General features: G+C 69.7%; 14 protein-coding genes, 1 tRNA gene and 1 pseudogene. 3 read left to right on the top strand and 13 right to left on the bottom strand.

From position 1 onward, the window contains the following. Window positions 1-104: 104 nt before the first annotated feature. Window positions 105-2453 carry a (Fe-S)-binding protein gene (locus ASG91_RS04865; protein ID WP_056921792.1) on the top strand — a complete coding sequence of 783 codons (2349 nt, stop codon included), beginning with the start codon at window positions 105-107 and terminating at the stop codon, window positions 2451-2453. A gap of 133 nt (window positions 2454-2586) precedes the next feature. Here ASG91_RS04865 and ASG91_RS04860 read toward each other — a convergent pair whose 3' ends face one another. The 6 genes from ASG91_RS04860 to ASG91_RS04835 all read right to left on the bottom strand — a co-directional run bounded on the left by ASG91_RS04860 (window position 2587) and on the right by ASG91_RS04835 (window position 9585). After that, window positions 2587-3348 (bottom strand): 1-acyl-sn-glycerol-3-phosphate acyltransferase, encoded by a 762-nt coding sequence (locus ASG91_RS04860; protein ID WP_082592964.1) that lies wholly within the window; start codon window positions 3346-3348, stop codon window positions 2587-2589. Window positions 3349-3385: 37 nt separating this feature from the next. Next, entirely contained in the window at window positions 3386-5803 is a 2418-nt protein-coding gene (locus tag ASG91_RS04855) for a LuxR C-terminal-related transcriptional regulator (protein ID WP_056921490.1), read from the bottom strand. 281 nt (window positions 5804-6084) lie between these two features. Then, a complete protein-coding gene (locus tag ASG91_RS04850; protein ID WP_235545409.1) occupies window positions 6085-7014 on the bottom strand; it encodes an ABC transporter substrate-binding protein in 930 nt (309 codons plus the stop codon). 20 nt (window positions 7015-7034) lie between these two features. Beyond that, entirely contained in the window at window positions 7035-7826 is a 792-nt protein-coding gene (locus ASG91_RS04845; RefSeq protein WP_056921489.1) for an ABC transporter permease, read from the bottom strand. Beyond that, complete coding sequence (locus ASG91_RS04840; protein WP_056921488.1) at window positions 7823-8470, bottom strand: ABC transporter permease; 648 nt, start codon at window positions 8468-8470, stop codon at window positions 7823-7825. Before ASG91_RS04840 ends, ASG91_RS04845 begins: the two co-directional genes overlap by 4 nt. Then, the gene (locus ASG91_RS04835; RefSeq protein ID WP_056921487.1) at window positions 8467-9585 is read right to left on the bottom strand and encodes an ABC transporter ATP-binding protein; all 1119 of its coding nucleotides are present in this window, start codon (window positions 9583-9585) and stop codon (window positions 8467-8469) included. Before ASG91_RS04835 ends, ASG91_RS04840 begins: the two co-directional genes overlap by 4 nt. On the opposite strand from ASG91_RS04835, the gene ASG91_RS04830 reads away from it, so the two are divergent. Continuing rightward, complete coding sequence (locus tag ASG91_RS04830; RefSeq protein WP_157606072.1) at window positions 9584-11101, top strand: aromatic amino acid ammonia-lyase; 1518 nt, start codon at window positions 9584-9586, stop codon at window positions 11099-11101. The two genes, ASG91_RS04835 and ASG91_RS04830, sit on opposite strands and share 2 nt — an antisense overlap. 16 nt (window positions 11102-11117) lie before the next feature. Here the strand turns inward: ASG91_RS04830 and ASG91_RS04825 are convergent, their stop codons facing one another. Further along, window positions 11118-11765, bottom strand: a complete 648-nt coding sequence (locus ASG91_RS04825; RefSeq protein WP_162257504.1) for a S9 family peptidase — start codon at window positions 11763-11765, stop codon at window positions 11118-11120. A gap of 210 nt (window positions 11766-11975) precedes the next feature. Then, a complete protein-coding gene (gene dcd / locus ASG91_RS04820; RefSeq protein ID WP_056921485.1) occupies window positions 11976-12551 on the bottom strand; it encodes a dCTP deaminase in 576 nt (191 codons plus the stop codon). A 116-nt stretch (window positions 12552-12667) separates the two neighbouring features. Here dcd and ASG91_RS04815 point away from each other — a divergent pair. Beyond that, window positions 12668-12741: transfer RNA gene (locus ASG91_RS04815), tRNA-Gly, on the top strand. 111 nt (window positions 12742-12852) lie between these two features. On the opposite strand, the gene ASG91_RS21135 is transcribed toward ASG91_RS04815, so the two are convergent. From ASG91_RS21135 to ASG91_RS21425, 5 genes and pseudogenes are all read right to left on the bottom strand, one after another. After that, window positions 12853-13440 carry a site-specific integrase gene (locus tag ASG91_RS21135; RefSeq protein ID WP_235545407.1) on the bottom strand — a complete coding sequence of 196 codons (588 nt, stop codon included), beginning with the start codon at window positions 13438-13440 and terminating at the stop codon, window positions 12853-12855. Between the two features lie 66 nt (window positions 13441-13506). After that, window positions 13507-13965 (bottom strand): annotated as a pseudogene (locus ASG91_RS21430) (phage integrase SAM-like domain-containing protein); the annotation flags it as partial. Continuing rightward, on the bottom strand, window positions 13962-14165 hold the full coding sequence (locus ASG91_RS04805; RefSeq protein ID WP_056921789.1) for an excisionase family DNA-binding protein: 204 nt from the start codon (window positions 14163-14165) through the stop codon (window positions 13962-13964). The pseudogene ASG91_RS21430 and the gene ASG91_RS04805, both read right to left, overlap by 4 nt. 5 nt (window positions 14166-14170) lie before the next feature. Then, window positions 14171-15694 (bottom strand): replication initiator, encoded by a 1524-nt coding sequence (locus ASG91_RS20080; RefSeq protein ID WP_082593916.1) that lies wholly within the window; start codon window positions 15692-15694, stop codon window positions 14171-14173. Next, window positions 15691-16059, bottom strand: coding sequence for a WhiB family transcriptional regulator (locus ASG91_RS21425; RefSeq protein WP_157606148.1), 369 nt, complete (start codon window positions 16057-16059; stop codon window positions 15691-15693). The genes ASG91_RS20080 and ASG91_RS21425 overlap by 4 nt, the downstream gene beginning before the upstream one ends. Window positions 16060-16065 lie beyond the last annotated feature (6 nt).

Raw genomic sequence — 16065 nt, 5'->3', positions numbered from 1 at the left:
CAGCCACGCGGCATACCCCGGCCTGGCAGGGGGGCCGCGACTCACCTTTGATGCTCCTCACACAGACGGTAAGCAGGCGCTTACTGGCCAGTAGAGTGACGATCATGTCTGCGCTCCAGATCGTCGCGCTCGTCGTGTGCCTCGCCGTCGCCCTCACGGGTATCGCCTTGTTCGCGCGGGTGATCGGTGAGTTCCTCGCCGTCTTCCGCCTCGGCCAGCCCGATGCCACCCGCACCGGCGACAAGGGCACCCGCACCGTGACGCTGCTGCGCGAGTTCCTCGGCCACACGCGGATGTCGCGGCTGCCGGTCGTCGCGGTGGCGCACTGGTTCACGATGATCAGCTTCGGGGTGCTGTTCTTCACCCTGCTGAATGCGTTCGGACAGCTGGTCAAGGCGGACTTCACGCTGCCGGTGATCGGGCACTTCTTCCTCTACGAGTGGGTCACCGAGTTCTTCGCGTGGACCGGCCTGGTGGGCATCGTCGCGCTGATGGTGATCCGGCAGAAGAACCATCCGCGCTCGGCCGCCGGCGAGGGTGGTCGGCGGTCGCGGTTCTTCGGGTCGACCTTCTGGCAGGCCTACTACGTGGAGCTGACCATCCTCGGCGTCACGATCTGCATCATCACCCTGCGGGCGCTGGAGTACGCGCTCGACTTCAACGGCGGCACCCAGGGCTTCTCCGGCGTCGGTCACGCCGACGCGCTGCACTACCCGCTGACCGGCTGGCTCGGCGCGATGGTCAAGGGCTGGTCGGTGTCGCGCCTCGAGGACGTCATCGTGGTCGTCGCCGCGGTGAAGATCCTCATCTCGTTCGCGTGGATGATCACCATCTCGCTGCAGCCGACGATGGGGGTCGCGTGGCACCGCTTCCTGGCCTTCTTCAACATCTTCCTCAAGCGGCACGCCGACGGCCGCACCTCGCTCGGCGAGCTCCAGCCGCTCATGGTCAAGGGCGAGCCGGTCGACTTCGAGAACATCGAGGACCTCGACGAGGACGCCGCGCTCGGGGTCGGCAAGGTCGAGGACTTCACCTGGAAGGGCCTGCTCGACTTCACCACCTGCACCGAGTGCGGCCGCTGCCAGTCCCAGTGCCCCGCGTGGAACACCGACAAGCCGCTGTCGCCCAAGCTGCTCGTGATGGCGCTGCGCGACCACGCGCACGCCAAGGCGCCGTGGCTGCTCGCCACCGAGGGTGACCGCTCGGGTCTCGGCGAGGGCGCTGCTGCGCTGGCCGAGGTGCCGCTGATCGGCGACACCGGCTACGACATCACCAACCCGCTGGCGGCCTACAACCCGCACGGACCCGACGCCGTGATCGACCAGGACGTGCTGTGGTCCTGCACCACCTGTGGCGCCTGCGTCGAGCAGTGCCCGGTCGACATCGAGCACGTCGACGCGATCGTCGACATGCGCCGCTACCAGAACCTCATCGAGTCGGCGTTCCCGAACGAGCTGAACGGCCTGTTCAAGAACCTCGAGAACAAGGGCAACCCGTGGGGCATGGCCGCCCGCGCCCGCCTCGACTGGGCCAAGGACCTGCCGTTCCCGGTGAAGATCCTCGGCCAGGACGTCGAGTCCGCCGACGACGTCGACTACCTGTTCTGGGTCGGCTGCGCCGGCGCCTACGAGGACCGCGCCAAGAAGACCACCCGCGCCGTCGCGGAGCTGCTCGACCAGGCCGGGGTGTCGTTCGCGATCCTCGGCGACGGTGAGTCCTGCACCGGTGACTCCGCGCGACGGGCCGGTAACGAGTTCCTCTTCCAGATGCTCGCCGCCCAGAACGTCGAGACCCTCAACGAGGTCGGCGCCACCAAGATCGTCGTCACCTGCGCGCACTGCTTCAACACCATCAAGAACGAGTACCCGCAGCTCGGCGGCAAGTACGAGGTGGTCCACCACACCCAGCTGCTCAACCGGCTGGTCCGCGAGAAGAAGCTCGTCCCGGTCGCCCGTCCCGCCGACGTGCCCGGCAAGTCCTCGAACAAGGACGTCGCCTCCACCGCCGAGACGGTGACCTACCACGACCCCTGCTACCTCGGCCGGCACAACGGTGTCTACGCCCCGCCGCGCGAGCTGATCGGCGCCCTGCCCGGGGTCGAGCTGCGCGAGATGGAGCGCACCAAGGAGAAGTCGTTCTGCTGCGGTGCCGGCGGGGCGCGGATGTGGATGGAGGAGAAGCTGGGCACCCGGATCAACACCAACCGCACCGAGGAAGCCATCGGCACCGGCGCCGAGCGGATCGCGATCGGCTGCCCCTTCTGCCGGGTGATGATGTCCGACGGCCTGACCGCCGCCCAGTCCGAGGGCAAGGGCGCGGACGTCGAGGTCGTCGACGTCGCCCAGATGCTGCTCGCCGCGGTCAAGCGCCGCGACGACGGCCAGCCCACCGAGCCCGAGCCGACCGAGCCCACTCCCGACCCCGAGCCGCGCGAGCCGCAGCCCGTCGCCTAGCTCCCCTTCGAGCAACCTTTGCTAGCAAACGTTGCTCGTTCCCGGACACCCTGCAACCTGTCCGCGTTCAAGGAACCCTTGCTAGCAAAGGTTCGTCGCGACAGGGGGTATGCCGCGGGGCTGGCTGTGGGGGTCAGCGCGGGGTGTCGGCGCGGCTGACGGCTGCGTCGTCGAGCACGCGGGCGTCGGCGCGGGTCGGCGCCGCGCCGCCCAGGGCGGCCGGCCACCACCACGCGTGGGCCGGGTCGGCCGGTGGCTGCGGGTAGCGCGCGACCAGTTCGTCGACCATCGCGCTCAGTCGGTCGTGCAGTCGGGCGGTGAGGGCTTCGGCATCCTCGCCGGACAGCGGGACGAGGGGCGCCCCGACGACCACCTCGACGGCCTTGCCACGCCGCAGCGAGTAGCGGCCGTCGACGGTGAGGATCCGGTGGATGCCCCAGTGCGCGACCGGGACCAGCGGCGCGCCGGTCGCCAACGCCAGGTAGGCCGCGCCTCGGCGCAGGTCCACGGCGTCCTTCACGACGAAGGCCCGTCCGATGGTCGCCTCGGGGTAGACCCCCACCACCTGGCCGGACCGCAACGCGCGCAGTCCCTGCCTGGCGGCCAGCTCACCGTGCACCCGGTCGACGGGGATGTGGGCCATGCCGCGCATCAGCGGTCCCGACAGGCGCGACCGGAACACCGACTCCTTGGCCATGAACCGCACCAGCCGCCCGCGCTGCACCGCCGCCAGCCCGACGAACATGAAGTCGAGGAAGCTGCTGTGGTTGGCCGCGACGACCACAGCACCGGCTGCGGGCAGGTGCTCGATGCCGGACACCCGGATGCGCAGCCCCAGCGCCCGGAACAGGGCGCGGCACAGCCGGATGACGACGCGGTAGGTGAAGTCGGGCACGGTTGTCATTCGTGGTCGCGCGCCCACTGGTTGTCGCTCAGGCGATCTCGACCATCAACGCGGCGAGCTTGGCACGCGACGCGATCTCGAGCTTGCGGAAGATGTGGCTGAGGTGGGCGTCGACCGTGCGCGGTGACACGAACAGCTGCTCGGCGATCTGGCGGCTGGTCAGCCCCTCGGCGACCAGCTCGGCGACGGCGCGTTCGGCCCGGGTCAGCACCCGCAACGGGGTCGGCGCCTGCTCCACCGAGTCCTGGCTGCCGAGCAGGCCGGTCACCGCGGCCACCCCGGCGGCGGTCAGCTGGCCGGCCGACACCCAACCCGCGGGGCAGTCCTTCGGCGAGCCCGCGGCATACGGCACGCCCGGGCGCTCGCGCCCGACCGCGCGGCGACTGGCGCGCAGTGCCTCGGCCGCCCCGGCGATGGACCGGTATGCCGCCGTGCCCGACTCCGCGGCGATCGCCGCCAACCCGTCGAGGGCGTCGGCCGCACGCAACGGGAGGGGCACCTCGACGGCCCGGCGCAGCACCGACAGGTAGGACGGTCGGGCCTGGGCGGGTTCGCCGAGGGCCATCAGGGCGTCAGCCACGAGCAGCCTGGCCTCGACGGCGTCGCGGCCGAGCTTGCTGCTGTCGGCGAGCACGACGATGTCGGCGGCGCGACCGGCGGCGCGGGTGGCATCGCCCTCCGCGAGCAGCTGGCGCGCGTCCTGGAGCTGCACGACGAGACGCACCGCCCACGGCAGCGCCTCGGTGTCGACCTTGAGCCCCGGTCCACCGGCGACCATGCGGTGCACCGTGTCGGCGAGCAGCGCGATGCGATCCTCGCGGATCTCCTCGGCCTGCGAGCGGGCGAAGGTCGCCAGCGAGGCGGCTTCGACGAGCCGGCCCTGCTCCCAGGCGATCTTGGCCTGGAGGGTGCGGGCCGACAGCGCGATCCAGAGCTCGTCCTCCGGAGGCGAGTCGACAATCAGGGTGGCGAGCTCCTCGGCCTCGGCGAAGTCGCCGGCCGAGACGCAGACGTCCATCAGGGTGCGCCGCACCTGGCGGATGACGTAGGGGTCGCCGCCCCCGAGGTCGAGCGTGCGTTCGGCATCGCGGCGAGCTGACAGGAGGTCGCCCGCGTCGAGGTGCATCTCGGCGCGGATCGCGGCGTTCCGGGCCAGCTCGAGGTCACGGGTCGCGGTGTCGAGCGCGGAGGCGTGCTCCTCCGCGCGATCGAGGAGCCGCAGCCCTTCGTAGGTGCCACGCACCTCGGAGGCGCAGATGCCGGCCCGGCGGGCGAGCTGCGAACCGATGATCGGCGGGCCGTCACCGCTGGCGAGCGCGGCGTCCATCATGTCGAGCGCCTCACGGGCCCGCATCGCGGCGGACAGCGAGGGGAAGGCCCGGTTGGCGATGGCGTAGCCACGCGGTCGGGTCGCCTCGACGGCGCAGGCCTGGCGCACCGTGGAGTCGACGAGGGCGAGCTGGCTGAGGAACGGTTCGTCGGCCGACCCCGCGTTCACTGCCTTGGGCACCACACGGTCGGCCCAGGTGAGGAGTCCTTCGAGGGCCTTCGCCGCGTCGTCGGACTCGCGGGCCAGGAGACGTCCGGCCTCGCGCATCGGGGGCAGCAGGTCGAACCGTCCGTCCGGCTGCACCTCGACCAGGCTGCGCCGAGCCAGGGCGGCCGCGAGCTGGACTGCCTGCGGGCGCCCCACGCCACACACGTCGGCCAGGACGTCGAGGCCCACCGGGCGACCGATGACGGCCAGCCGGCGGAAGCACTCCTGCTGCGCCGGGTCGAGCAGGTCGTAGGAGGTGCGGACGGCGTCGGCAAGGGTGTTGGTCGGGGAGACGTCGCTGACCCCGACGAGGGCGATCTGGACCGCCAGCTGCTCGATCAGTGAGGGCAGCCCACCACTGGCGCGCAACAGTCCGCGCAGGATGCTGTCGTGCTGGTCGAGGTCGACCGAGTGCCCTCCGGCGGCCGCGACCCGGGCGAGCAGCAGCTCGATGGCCGGCCCTTCCAGGGGTTGCCGCGCCGTCGGCACCGGGAGTGGGGGCACCCGGAGCACCCGCTCGTGCGGTCGCCCCGAGACCGTGGTCGCGGTGCACAGGAGGCGCCAGTCCTCGGCGTCCTCGACGAGGTCGTTGAGCAGCTCGCCCAGGCCTTCGATGGCGTCCACACCGTCGAGCACGAGCAGGGTCTGGCGACCGTCGAGCGCCCGCTTGAGGGCCAGCGTCGGCGAGTCACCGGGAGCCACCTCGGCATCGAGGGCGTCGAGGCAGGCGGTCACGAGGGAGTCGACGTCCGCCTGCTGGTACCCGGTGACCCAGGCGACCGCACCCTCACCGCTGGCGGTGTGCCGGGCGACGAGCGTCTTCCCGCATCCCGGGGCGCCGGTCAGCGTCACCCACCGGTTGCTGCTGAGCAGGAGCCGAAGGCGTTCGAGGACGTCGTCACGACCCACGCACGGAGTCAGCACCCCGACAGGTTATCCCGTCCGTCAGGGGGAATATCGGTGGTTTCACCGATGCCTGCCCAGGCCCTCCTCCGCCACTCTTGTGGCAACGGAGATCGCGGGATCCGAGGTCACGTGAGGCGCGGAGGGGCGCTTCCCGAGATGGCGGAACTGGGATTGGCAGACCGGGGGGTCATGCCGAAAGGCCGGGTGTGGGTCCGGGGGGACACCACACCCGGCCTTCATCCGTCTCCGGGGAGGATCGGGATCGGTCGGTCAGGGGCTGCTGGTCAGGCGAGGCCGGCCTTGGTCAGGAACTCCTTGGCGACCGTGTCGGCGTCCTTCTTGTCGACGACGACCTGCGTGAGCAGGTCGGACAGCGTGGCCGTGTCGAGCTTGGCCGAGACCGCGTTGAGGGCACCCTCGATGGTCGGGTTGCTCTTGCTCTTGGTGATCAGCGGCACGACGTTCTGCGCGGCGTACATGCTCTTCGGGTCCTCGAGCGCGACGAGGTCGTTCGCCGCGATGCTCGGGTCGGTGGTGAACAGGTCACCGGCGTCGATCTGGCCGTTCTTCAGGGCAGCGAGCGTGAGCGGGCCACCGGCGTCGAGCGGGCGGAACGCCTTGAACTCCAGGCCGTAGATCTTCTTGAACCCGGGGATGCCGGTGTCGCGGGTCTTCCACTCCGGCGGTCCACCGACGGTGAGCTTGTCGGCCTTGCCGGCGAGGTCGGCGATCGACTTCACACCCAGCTCGTCAGCGCGCGACTTCTTCATCACGAGGGCGTCCTTGTCCTCGGCCGCCGACTTGTCGAGCACGGTCAGCGTGGCCGGGACGGAGGCCTTGAGCTCGGTGTAGACGGCCTCGGCATCGGTGCCGGTCTGGCCCTTCTTGAAGTAGTCGCGCAGCACGCCGGTGTACTCGGGGATGAGGTCGATCGACCCGTCCTGGAGCGCCGGGATGTAGGCCTCGCGGGCGCCGATGTTGAGCTTCTTCTCGACCTTGACGCCCTTGGCCTCGAGGGCCCCGGCGTAGATCTCGGCGAGCAGCGCGCTCTCGGGGAAGTCGGCCGAGCCGACCTTGATGGTGCTGCTGGCAGCCCCGCCCGAGCTCGAGCTGGAGGTGGTGGCAAGCGGGTCGCCACCGGAGTTGCCGCACGCAGCGGTGGCCATGAGGGCCGCCGCCGTGGCGATGGTCAGGGTGATCTTGGTGAGCTTCACGGTCCCGCTCCTACTGTTGATCAGGGGGTTTGAGGATCAACCGTACGTGTCGTCGACGGAATGTCTACATCAAGGGGGGTATTACCTAGGTTACGGTTCGGTGACCGCCTGCGGGACCCGCGAGCGGGTCCGGCGCCGCGGCCGGTGAGCCCCGGCGAGACGACGTAGCGCTGCACCACGGCGAGGAGCAGGTCGACCACGAGGGCCAGCACGGCGACGAGCAACGCACCGCCGGCCATCTGGGGGTAGTCGCGGATCTTCTGCCCGTCGATGAGGAACCGCCCGAGCCCGCCGGTGCCGGCCACGGCGGCCAGCGTGGCGGTGGCGATCACCTGGAGGGTCGCCGAGCGGAACCCGGAGAGGATCAGCGGCAGCGCGTTGGGGACCTCGACCTTGCCGAGGACCTGCATGCCGGTCATGCCCATGCCCTTGGCCGCATCGCGCGCGGCGGGGTCGACACCCTCGACCCCGGCGTAGGCCCCGGCCATGAGCGGCGGGATCGCCAGCACGATGAGGACGATGAGGCTGGGCACGAGGAACGCCGAGTCGCCCTTGAGCTTGGGGAAGAGCCACAGCACCATGAGGTAGAGCAGGCCCAGGCTCGGGATCGCGCGGGCGGCGCCGGCGAGGTTGACGACGAAGAACCGGCCGCGACCGGTGTGGCCGATGGCCAGCCCCAGCGGGATGGCGATGAGGCAGGCGACGAACAGCGAGATCGCGGAGTACCAGAGGTGGGTCAGGGTCTGGCCCGGGATGCCGTCGGAGCCCGACCAGTTGAGCGGGTCGGTGAGCCAGGTGATGACGCCGTTCATGCGCGGCCTCCCGTCGCCCGCTGCCACGGCGTGAGCAGTCGCGCCAGGAGGATGATGATGCCGTCGAAGAGCAGGGCGAGCACGACGCAGCCGATGATGCCGACGACCAGCGGGTCGTAGAAGTCGCGGTTGAACCCGTCGCTGAACAGCAGCCCGAGCTGCTGGACCCCGATGATGGTGCCGACACTGACGATGCTGACGTTGCTGACCGCCGCCACCCGAAGCCCCGCGGCGATCACCGGGACGGCGAGCGGGAGCTCGATCGCGAAGAACCGCTTGCCCCGCGTGTAGCCCATCGCGGTCGCGGCGTTCTGCACGTGGTCGGGGACGGCGCCCAGGCCGTCGGCGACGGTGCGCACCAGGAGGGCGAGGGTGTAGAGGGACAACGCGATCACGACGTTGACCGGGCTGAGGATGCCGTAGCCGGTGAAGAGCGGGAGCATGACGAACAGGGCGAGGCTGGGGATCGTGTAGAGCAGGCCGAAGCCGGCGGTGAACGGCGCGTAGAGCCACGAGTAGCGACGCGCCAGCCAGCCGAGCGGCAGCGCGAGGGCGAGCCCGACCACCAACGGGATGCCCGCGAGGTAGGCGTGCGTCCACGCCAGTCGCAGGACCTCGGGGATGTGGTCGAGGAACCAGGTCATGCCGCCGGCGCCCCGGGGTTGTCGGGGTTGGCCAGCTCGGGACGGCTGGTCTCCTCGATGGCGGTGAGCACCTCGTGGGCCTTGACCGTGCCCACGAGCGCCCCGGTGTCGTCGACGATGACCCCGCGCCGGCTCGGGCTCGACAGCGCGGCGTCGAGGGCGGCGCGCAGCGGTCCGCTCGCCCGCGCGACCGTGCCGCCCCGGTGGAGGGTCTCGCTGCGCACCTCACCCTTCAGTCGGGCCGGCTCGACCCACCCGAGCGGGTGGTTGTCGTCGTCGACCACGAGCACCCAGTCGGCGTCGATGCCGCCGATCCGCTCGCCCATGGAGACGGTGCGCTCGGACGCGAGCGGCAGCCGTGGGGTCGGCTGGAACGACAGCGCACGGTAGCCGCGGTCGCGCCCGACGAAGTCGGCCACGAAGTCGTCGACCGGGTGGGAGAGCAGGTAGGCCGGCGCGGCGATCTGCGCGAGGTGGCCGCCCACCTTGAGCACCGCCACCTGGTCGCCCAGCTTGATGGCCTCGTCGATGTCGTGGGTGACGAAGATGATCGTCTTGCCGAGATCGCCCTGCAGGCGCAGGAACTCGTCCTGGAGCTGCTCGCGCACCACGGGGTCGACGGCGCTGAACGGCTCGTCCATCAGCATCACCGGCGGGTCGGCCGCGAGGGCACGGGCCACCCCGACGCGCTGCTGCTGGCCACCGGAGAGCTGCGCCGGGTAGCGCTTGGCGAACGCCGGGTCGAGCCCGACCCGCTCGAGCAGCTCCATCGAGCGCTTGCGGGTCTCGGTCTTGTCCATGCCCAGCAGGCGCGGGACGGTCGAGACGTTGTCGAGGACCGTGCGGTGGGGGAAGAGACCGGCGTGCTGGATGACGTAGCCGATGCCGCGGCGCAGCTCGGACTCCTTCATCCGCCCGGTGTCCCTGCCGTCGAGCGTGATGGTGCCCGACGACGGCTGGATCATCCGGTTGATCATGCGCAGGGAGGTCGTCTTGCCACAGCCTGACGGACCCACCAGCACCGTGATCTTGCCGCTGGGAGCCTCCAGGCTGAGGTTGTCCACGGCCACGGTTCCGTCCGGATACTTCTTCGTGACACCGTCGAAGGCGATCATGGCGATCAACCTAACCCAGCACACCGACAAGCGACACCGGCAGGCGATACTTGGCGACGTGACGCAACCGGTGCACCTCGACGGCCACAGCCTCGACCTCGACGCCCTCGAGCGGGCGGCCCGCGGAGCGCCTGCGACGATCGACCCGGTTGCCCTGGCGGCGGCCGAGACCTCGCACCGCAATGCCGCTGAGGTCAGCCGGATCCGACCGGTCTACGGCCGCACGACCGGTGTCGGGGCGGCCCGCGACGAGAGCACCGACTCCAAGGTGGACCACGGCCTGCGGCTGCTGCGCTCGCACGCCGCGGGGTGGGGTGAGGTGATGTCGCCGTCCGTCGTGCGGGCCGCCCTGGCGGTGCGCGCCAACCAGATCCTCGCCGGCGGGTCGGGCGCCACCCCCGCCCTCGCGCAGGCGCTCGCCGACCTGGTCGGTGCGCCGGAGGACGACCTGCCCGTGGTGCATCGCTACGGGTCGCTCGGCACCGGTGACCTGACCGCGCTCGCCGAGGTCGGCCTGGCGCTGATCGGGGAGCGTGAGCGGTCCGGTGGCGCCAGGCGCTCCGACGTGCAGCTCACCTCGGCCGACGCCCTCCCCCTCATGTCGTCCAACGCGTTCGCGATCGCGGAGACCGCGCTCCATGCCGCGTCGCTGCACGAGCTGGCACGGGCCGCCGACACGGTTGCCGCGCTGAGTTTCGTTGCGCTGCAAGGTAATCCCGAGGCGGTGAGCGAGACGGCTGCCGCTGCGACGCCGTTCCGCGGCGCCCAGGAGGTGATCCGGGTGCTGCGCGAGCTGCTCGACGGCCAGCCCGGCGAGCCTGCCCACCTCCAGGACTTCTTCGGGCTGCGCACCTGGCCGCAGGTGCACGGTCCCGTCCTCGACACGGTCCGTGACCTCAAGACCGTCGTCGAGACCGCGGCCAACACCGCCTCGGAGAACCCGCTCTTCACCGGCACCGACGGCGCGCCGGAGGTGACGCACCACGGTGGGTTCCACGCGGCATACCTGGTGCTGGCGGTGGACACGACGTTGCTGGCCCTGACGCGTTCGGCGCAGGCCGTGCAGTCGCGGATCAGCCACACCCTCACCGACTCCGACAGTGGGCTGCCGCTCTTCCTGTCGGACTCCACGATGGGGTCGTCAGGAGTCCTCATCGCGGAGTACGTCGCCGCCTCGGCCCTGTCGACGATCCGGGGCGTGGCGTCGACGCCGTCGAGCGTGCAGACGGCCGGGGTGTCGGCGGGCATCGAGGACGACGCGTCGTTCGCGGGCCAGGCGGCGCTGCGGCTCGGTGAGGCGACCGCCGCCTACCGACGGATGCTCGCCGTCGAGCTGGTGTGCACCGTGCGGGCGCTGCGGATGCGTGGCGTCGTGCCGCTGGGCGAGCTGGGCGAGGCGTTCGGGCGGTGCGCGGCGCTGCCCGCGGGCATCGAGGACCGCGACCTGTCACCCGAGCTGATGCTCGCCGAGCACATCGTCGAGCGGTATGCCGTGTCGACGCCCGAGGAGCGCTAGCCGTCTCCCAGCGCCGTCAGCTCCCCGGGACCCGCGTCCGGGAGGGCTGGTCGAGCAGGTGGCCGACGAGGAAGGCAGCGGCTTCACGGTGCCAGCGGGAGGCCTCGCGGAGCATGGCGTGGCTCTCGCCCGTGACGGACTCGTAGCTCACCTGGGCCCCGAGGCCGGCCATCGCGGTGGCCATCGCCCGCGAGGCGCGCGGAGAGGTCATCCGGTCGAGGTTGCCGTGCATGAAGAGGACGTGCAGGCCCGGGTGGGAGCGGGGCTGGTCCCGCGGCTCGACCCAGGGGGCGAGCGCGGCGATGGCGGTGATCCGCTCGTCGGCGGCGAGGTGGAGCGCCACGCGGCCGCCCATCGAGTGGCCGAGCAGCCCGATCGGCATGCCGGGGTGCTTCGCCGCGATCTGCTCGAGGGCCAGCCGGGTGTCGGCGAGGGGGCTCTGCTCGGCGCCGTTCCAGCCGCGCACGGCATACCGCAGTGACGCCACGGCGATGGAGCCGGCGCCGGCCTCCGCGATGACCTTCGCGAACGGCGCCATGCGCAGCACGGCACCGTGCCACGGCCGCACGGGGCGGCGGCTGCGCGACTTGCCACCGTGCAGGACGAGCACGACGGCACGCGGCTGGTCGACCTCCGCCGGCCAGAGCAGTCGGGGAGCGGACACGGGGCCTCCTTCGGGTCGGTGGGACCTGTGGCAGTCGTTCGTCGCGGAGCCCTGGTTGGATGCCGCGGTCACCAGGAGTTGTCGAGGGGACGTCCCCGGGACCGAGAGCTGGGATCTCGGGGCTGCCGGAGGCCTTGAGGCCCGAAAGGTGGGATCTCGGGAAGGCTCGGGGCGCGCTCGAGGTGAGCACGCGGCATACCCGGGCGTCGGTCAGACGTCGGTGGTGTGGAAGTTCTTGAACGAACGGCTCGCGGTGGGACCGCGCTGGCCCTGGTAGTGCGAGCCGTACTTCGCCGAACCGTAGGGGTTCTCGACGGGCGAGCTGAGGCGGAAGAAGCAGAGCTGGCCGATCTTCATGCCCGGCCACAGCTTGATCGGGAGGGTGGCGACATTGCTGAGCTCGAGGGTGACATGGCCGGTGAACCCGGGGTCGACGAAGCCGGCCGTCGCGTGGGTGAGCAGGCCGAGGCGGCCAAGGCTCGACTTGCCCTCGACGCGGGCGGCGACGTCATCGGGGAGCGTGACCGTCTCGAAGATGGAGCCGAGGACGAACTCGCCGGGGTGCAGGATGAACGGCTCGCCCTTGTCGACCTCGACCAGGCGGGTCAGGTCGGGCTGGTCCTCGGCCGGGTCGATGAAGGGGTACTTGTGGTTGTCGAACAACCGGAAGTAACGGTCGAGGCGCACGTCGATGCTCGACGGCTGGACCATCTCCGGGTCCCAGGGGTCGAGGATGACCCGTCCGTTGTCGATCTCGGCCTTGATGTCACGGTCGCTCAGCAGCACGGTGAGAGACTAACGCGAGGGGTATGCCGGGGGCCGTCAGTCTCGCGCGCGCGTTCGGTTAGACTTCCTGCCGCACCGCCCGGTGGGCGGTGTTCGCTCCGCCTCAGGTGGGGTGCGCCGGTGTAGCTCAATGGTAGAGCGCCAGCTTCCCAAGCTGGACACGCGAGTTCGATTCTCGTCACCGGCTCCACAGAATCACCGCAGGTCAGCGCGTGTGTATTCGGCTCGGACGCTGACACTTGCAGAATCCGAATGGTCGTGTGGACCACATCTGGACCACATCTCCCGGCGCCAGACGTCGTCATGATCCATCCAGCTGCGCACGAACAAGCGTGTCCAGGCGGTCTGCCAGTAGCCGCGATCGGGAGTCAGTGGCGTGCTGGTAGATGAGTGCCGCCCGGACGGTCGAGTGCCCCATCCGCTGCATCAGCTCCCTCGTCGACGCTCCCGTTTGCGCAGCCAGGTGGTTGCCTGTGTGCCGGAGGTCGTGGAAGCGGAATCCTTCCGGTAGGCCGGCGACCTTGACCGCCTCCTTCCACTGGACGTTGGCGCGCCAGTTGCCACGCCGGGGGACACCGCCACGCTCGCCAGTGAAGACCGGGGCATCGGGATCGGCATCGACCTTTCGAAGATGCGACTCCAGCTCCTCGACCAGCACGGCTGGGAGGGCGACAGTGCGGCTTCGATTGTTCTTCGGAAGGGAAATCTCGAGACTTCCGCCCCGCTCGACCATGCTGCGGCGCACGAAGATCAGACCGGCGACCAGGTCGATGTCTCGCCGTCGCAGTGCGACGAGTTCACCCCAGCGCAGGCTGGCAAGAGCGGCCGTGAGCACGAATGCCCGGTAGGTTGCGCCCACCTGGTCGGCAAGCACGAAGACCTCGCCCACCGTTGCCACTGGGCGCTCAGCTGGATTCTCGCGATCAGCTCCTTTGATACGACATGGATTCCGCGAGATCCGCCCATCGTCAACAGCTGTATTGAGAATGGCTCGCAAGAGTCTGTACGCCTTCGCCACCGTTGATTCCGAGCGACCCTCGTCGTGGAGGCCGGCGCGCCATCCGCGGATCGACTCGGGTGTGAGTTGATCTAGAGGGCGAGCGCCCAAGTACGGCTCGACGTGGAGCCTGAAGAGGCTCTCGTACAGATCTCGAGTACGAGGGCTCAGCCTGTGTTCAGCGATCCAACGTTGCCCGAACTCCCCCAGACGGAGTCTGCCCAGGGCGGGGTCACTCCACGTGCCCCGATGAAGTTCGGTCTGACGGGCGGCGAGCCATGCCTGGGCATCCGACTTGGTCGTGAAGGTCTTGCCGGCATGGCGCCTCAGCCCGTCGGGCCCGATATAGCTGGCCGCGTATCGTCCCGACGCGCGCCGGCGGATGGCACCGAACTCACGTCGTCGGCCTGGGCTCATGATGCCCACCGCCCTGTCGGCCGCATCACGACATCGACGGTCCCGCACTGGACGAACTCCTCGATCGCCGTCTCAGGTATGCGCACGAATCGACCAACTTTGACGAACCTGATTCGTCGCTCTGCGACCAACCTGCGCGGGAATCGCGGTGACGTGCCCAAGACCTCCGCGGCCTCCTCAAGGGTCAGCAGCTTCTCCATCGCCATCACTCTCCGACATCACGACAGGTTGCCGAATTGTTTTCCACAGGCGGACCTGCCGACCCGACCAGTTGCCTTGCCCGTTCGTACTCAGCTCGTCGACGGCGTCGTTCAGTCACACTGCGCATGACCACCCGCGCGTAGTCGTGAGCATTGACGGGAAGTTCGTCCCACACGAAACGCGGACTGCCGGTGTCGTCGAGCACCTCCGTCGACATCCGACGGGCGTCCGGGGCTTCGATACCTGCCTCCTCAAGAACCGCGCGAACTACAGCAGCCCGGTCGGCCTTGTGCTCGGACAGGGTCTTGCCGGACCAGTGCCGTGAGACCTGGACTCGGCGGCCACCGACACCGAGATGTTCGCGGTCGTGTGCCTTGCTCGGGCACTGGCCGGGTGTCAGACCCGGGCCGGCCAATCGGGGTTGGGTCCCGAACCGCAACCAGTTGGCGCATTCCGGCGAGCAGGGAAGCCAACGCACCTCTTCCCAGAGCCGGTCGATATGGCGCTCGTATGCCGCGACGGCGTCATGTGGGTCCGCGTACGTTTCGGCCACGGACTTGGTCAGGTACTTGGTGAGATACCGAACTGCCCGATCGGCATCAGGCGTCCCGCTCAGGATGCCCTTGACGTCGGTCTGCGCGCCGAACCGCATGACATGCGCAGGCCGACCGTCAGGATCGTCTGCCAGTTCCCCCACCGCCTTCTCCCATGTTGGGAGTGCGAACCCGGTGTCGGGATCCCGGTAGTCATCGCCGTCCCAAACAGGGACCCGCTCGACGTAGACGGGTTGACTCATCTGTGGCCACCACAGCTGTAAGTACGTCGCCCGGGTGACTGTCTTGATGGTCGCCCGCGGCACAGCCCCACGGATCGCTACGTGAAAGTGCGGAGCAAGTCGGCGTTGGGCCTCCACAGCCCCGAAGTACTGCACTCGGAAGCCGGCGCACCGGCGGAGGTTCTGCATCCAACGATCGAGCAGCCTCGGAAAGTGCAAGGCGTCGAGCGCAGCACGGCGATAGTTGTACGTCCCGGATTTCACCGGCGTACCCACCCCTGGCAGCACCTTGCCGTATGAGGGAAGAGTGAGGGTGATGAACATCGAGGGCCGATAGGTGCGACCATTCGGTGCCGAGAATGTCTGGCCGATGGTGCGCGGTTCCGTGGGCCGGGTGGGAAGGTCCACCACATCCGAGCGACGTCTGGTTGACCTCACTAGACGCGAAGGATCGTCCTGGTCAGACTCGTCGTTCAGTTGCCCCTGCCCCGCCTCTGCTGCGGGCGCACGATCGAGATCCTCGGGTTCCGACTCGAGGTGCCATCCCTCGGCACACTGCGTCATCCGGAGCCAGCGAGCCTTCGTCGCGCAGGAAGGGCAGACCGACTCCCGCGTTGAACCACAAGGGATGGGAACGATGGTCTCGTGCTTTGTGAGCCGGTCGGTCACCACGCGCATGACGGGCCGGACACAAACAGCCTCTTTGACCGCCAGTTCGCGGATCATCTCGTTGCTGATCCGGGGAGTCGTCATGCCGCACCTCGGACCGATGACGGCTCCGAACGGGTCGCCGCTCGAACCACATCACCAAGCGGCGCACCGGCCGCGAGCTGCCCTTCCAATCCGAGCCGCTCAAGGGGATTGAGCCCTCCCCAGATGCCGTACTCATCACCGCACAGGAGAGCCCAAGCCAGACACTGAGCTTTCACGGGACAGTTCGAGCAGATCGCCTGGGCACTCTTCGCGGAAGGCGCGTCCCAGCGAGCAAACCACGGGCGCGGGTCCCGACCGACGCACAGCCCGCGTCGCTGCCACGGGACGGAGGCGAGCTGTCCCGCCGAGAACCGACCCGAGGCAATGATCCACTGGCGAGGGACACCGGGATCGCCGTATCTCATTACCCG

Source organism: Phycicoccus sp. Soil802, assembly GCF_001429605.1.
Lineage (GTDB): Bacteria > Actinomycetota > Actinomycetes > Actinomycetales > Dermatophilaceae > Pedococcus.
Note: the sequence above shows the minus strand (reverse complement) of the source record. Positions and strands in the feature narration are given on the sequence as shown.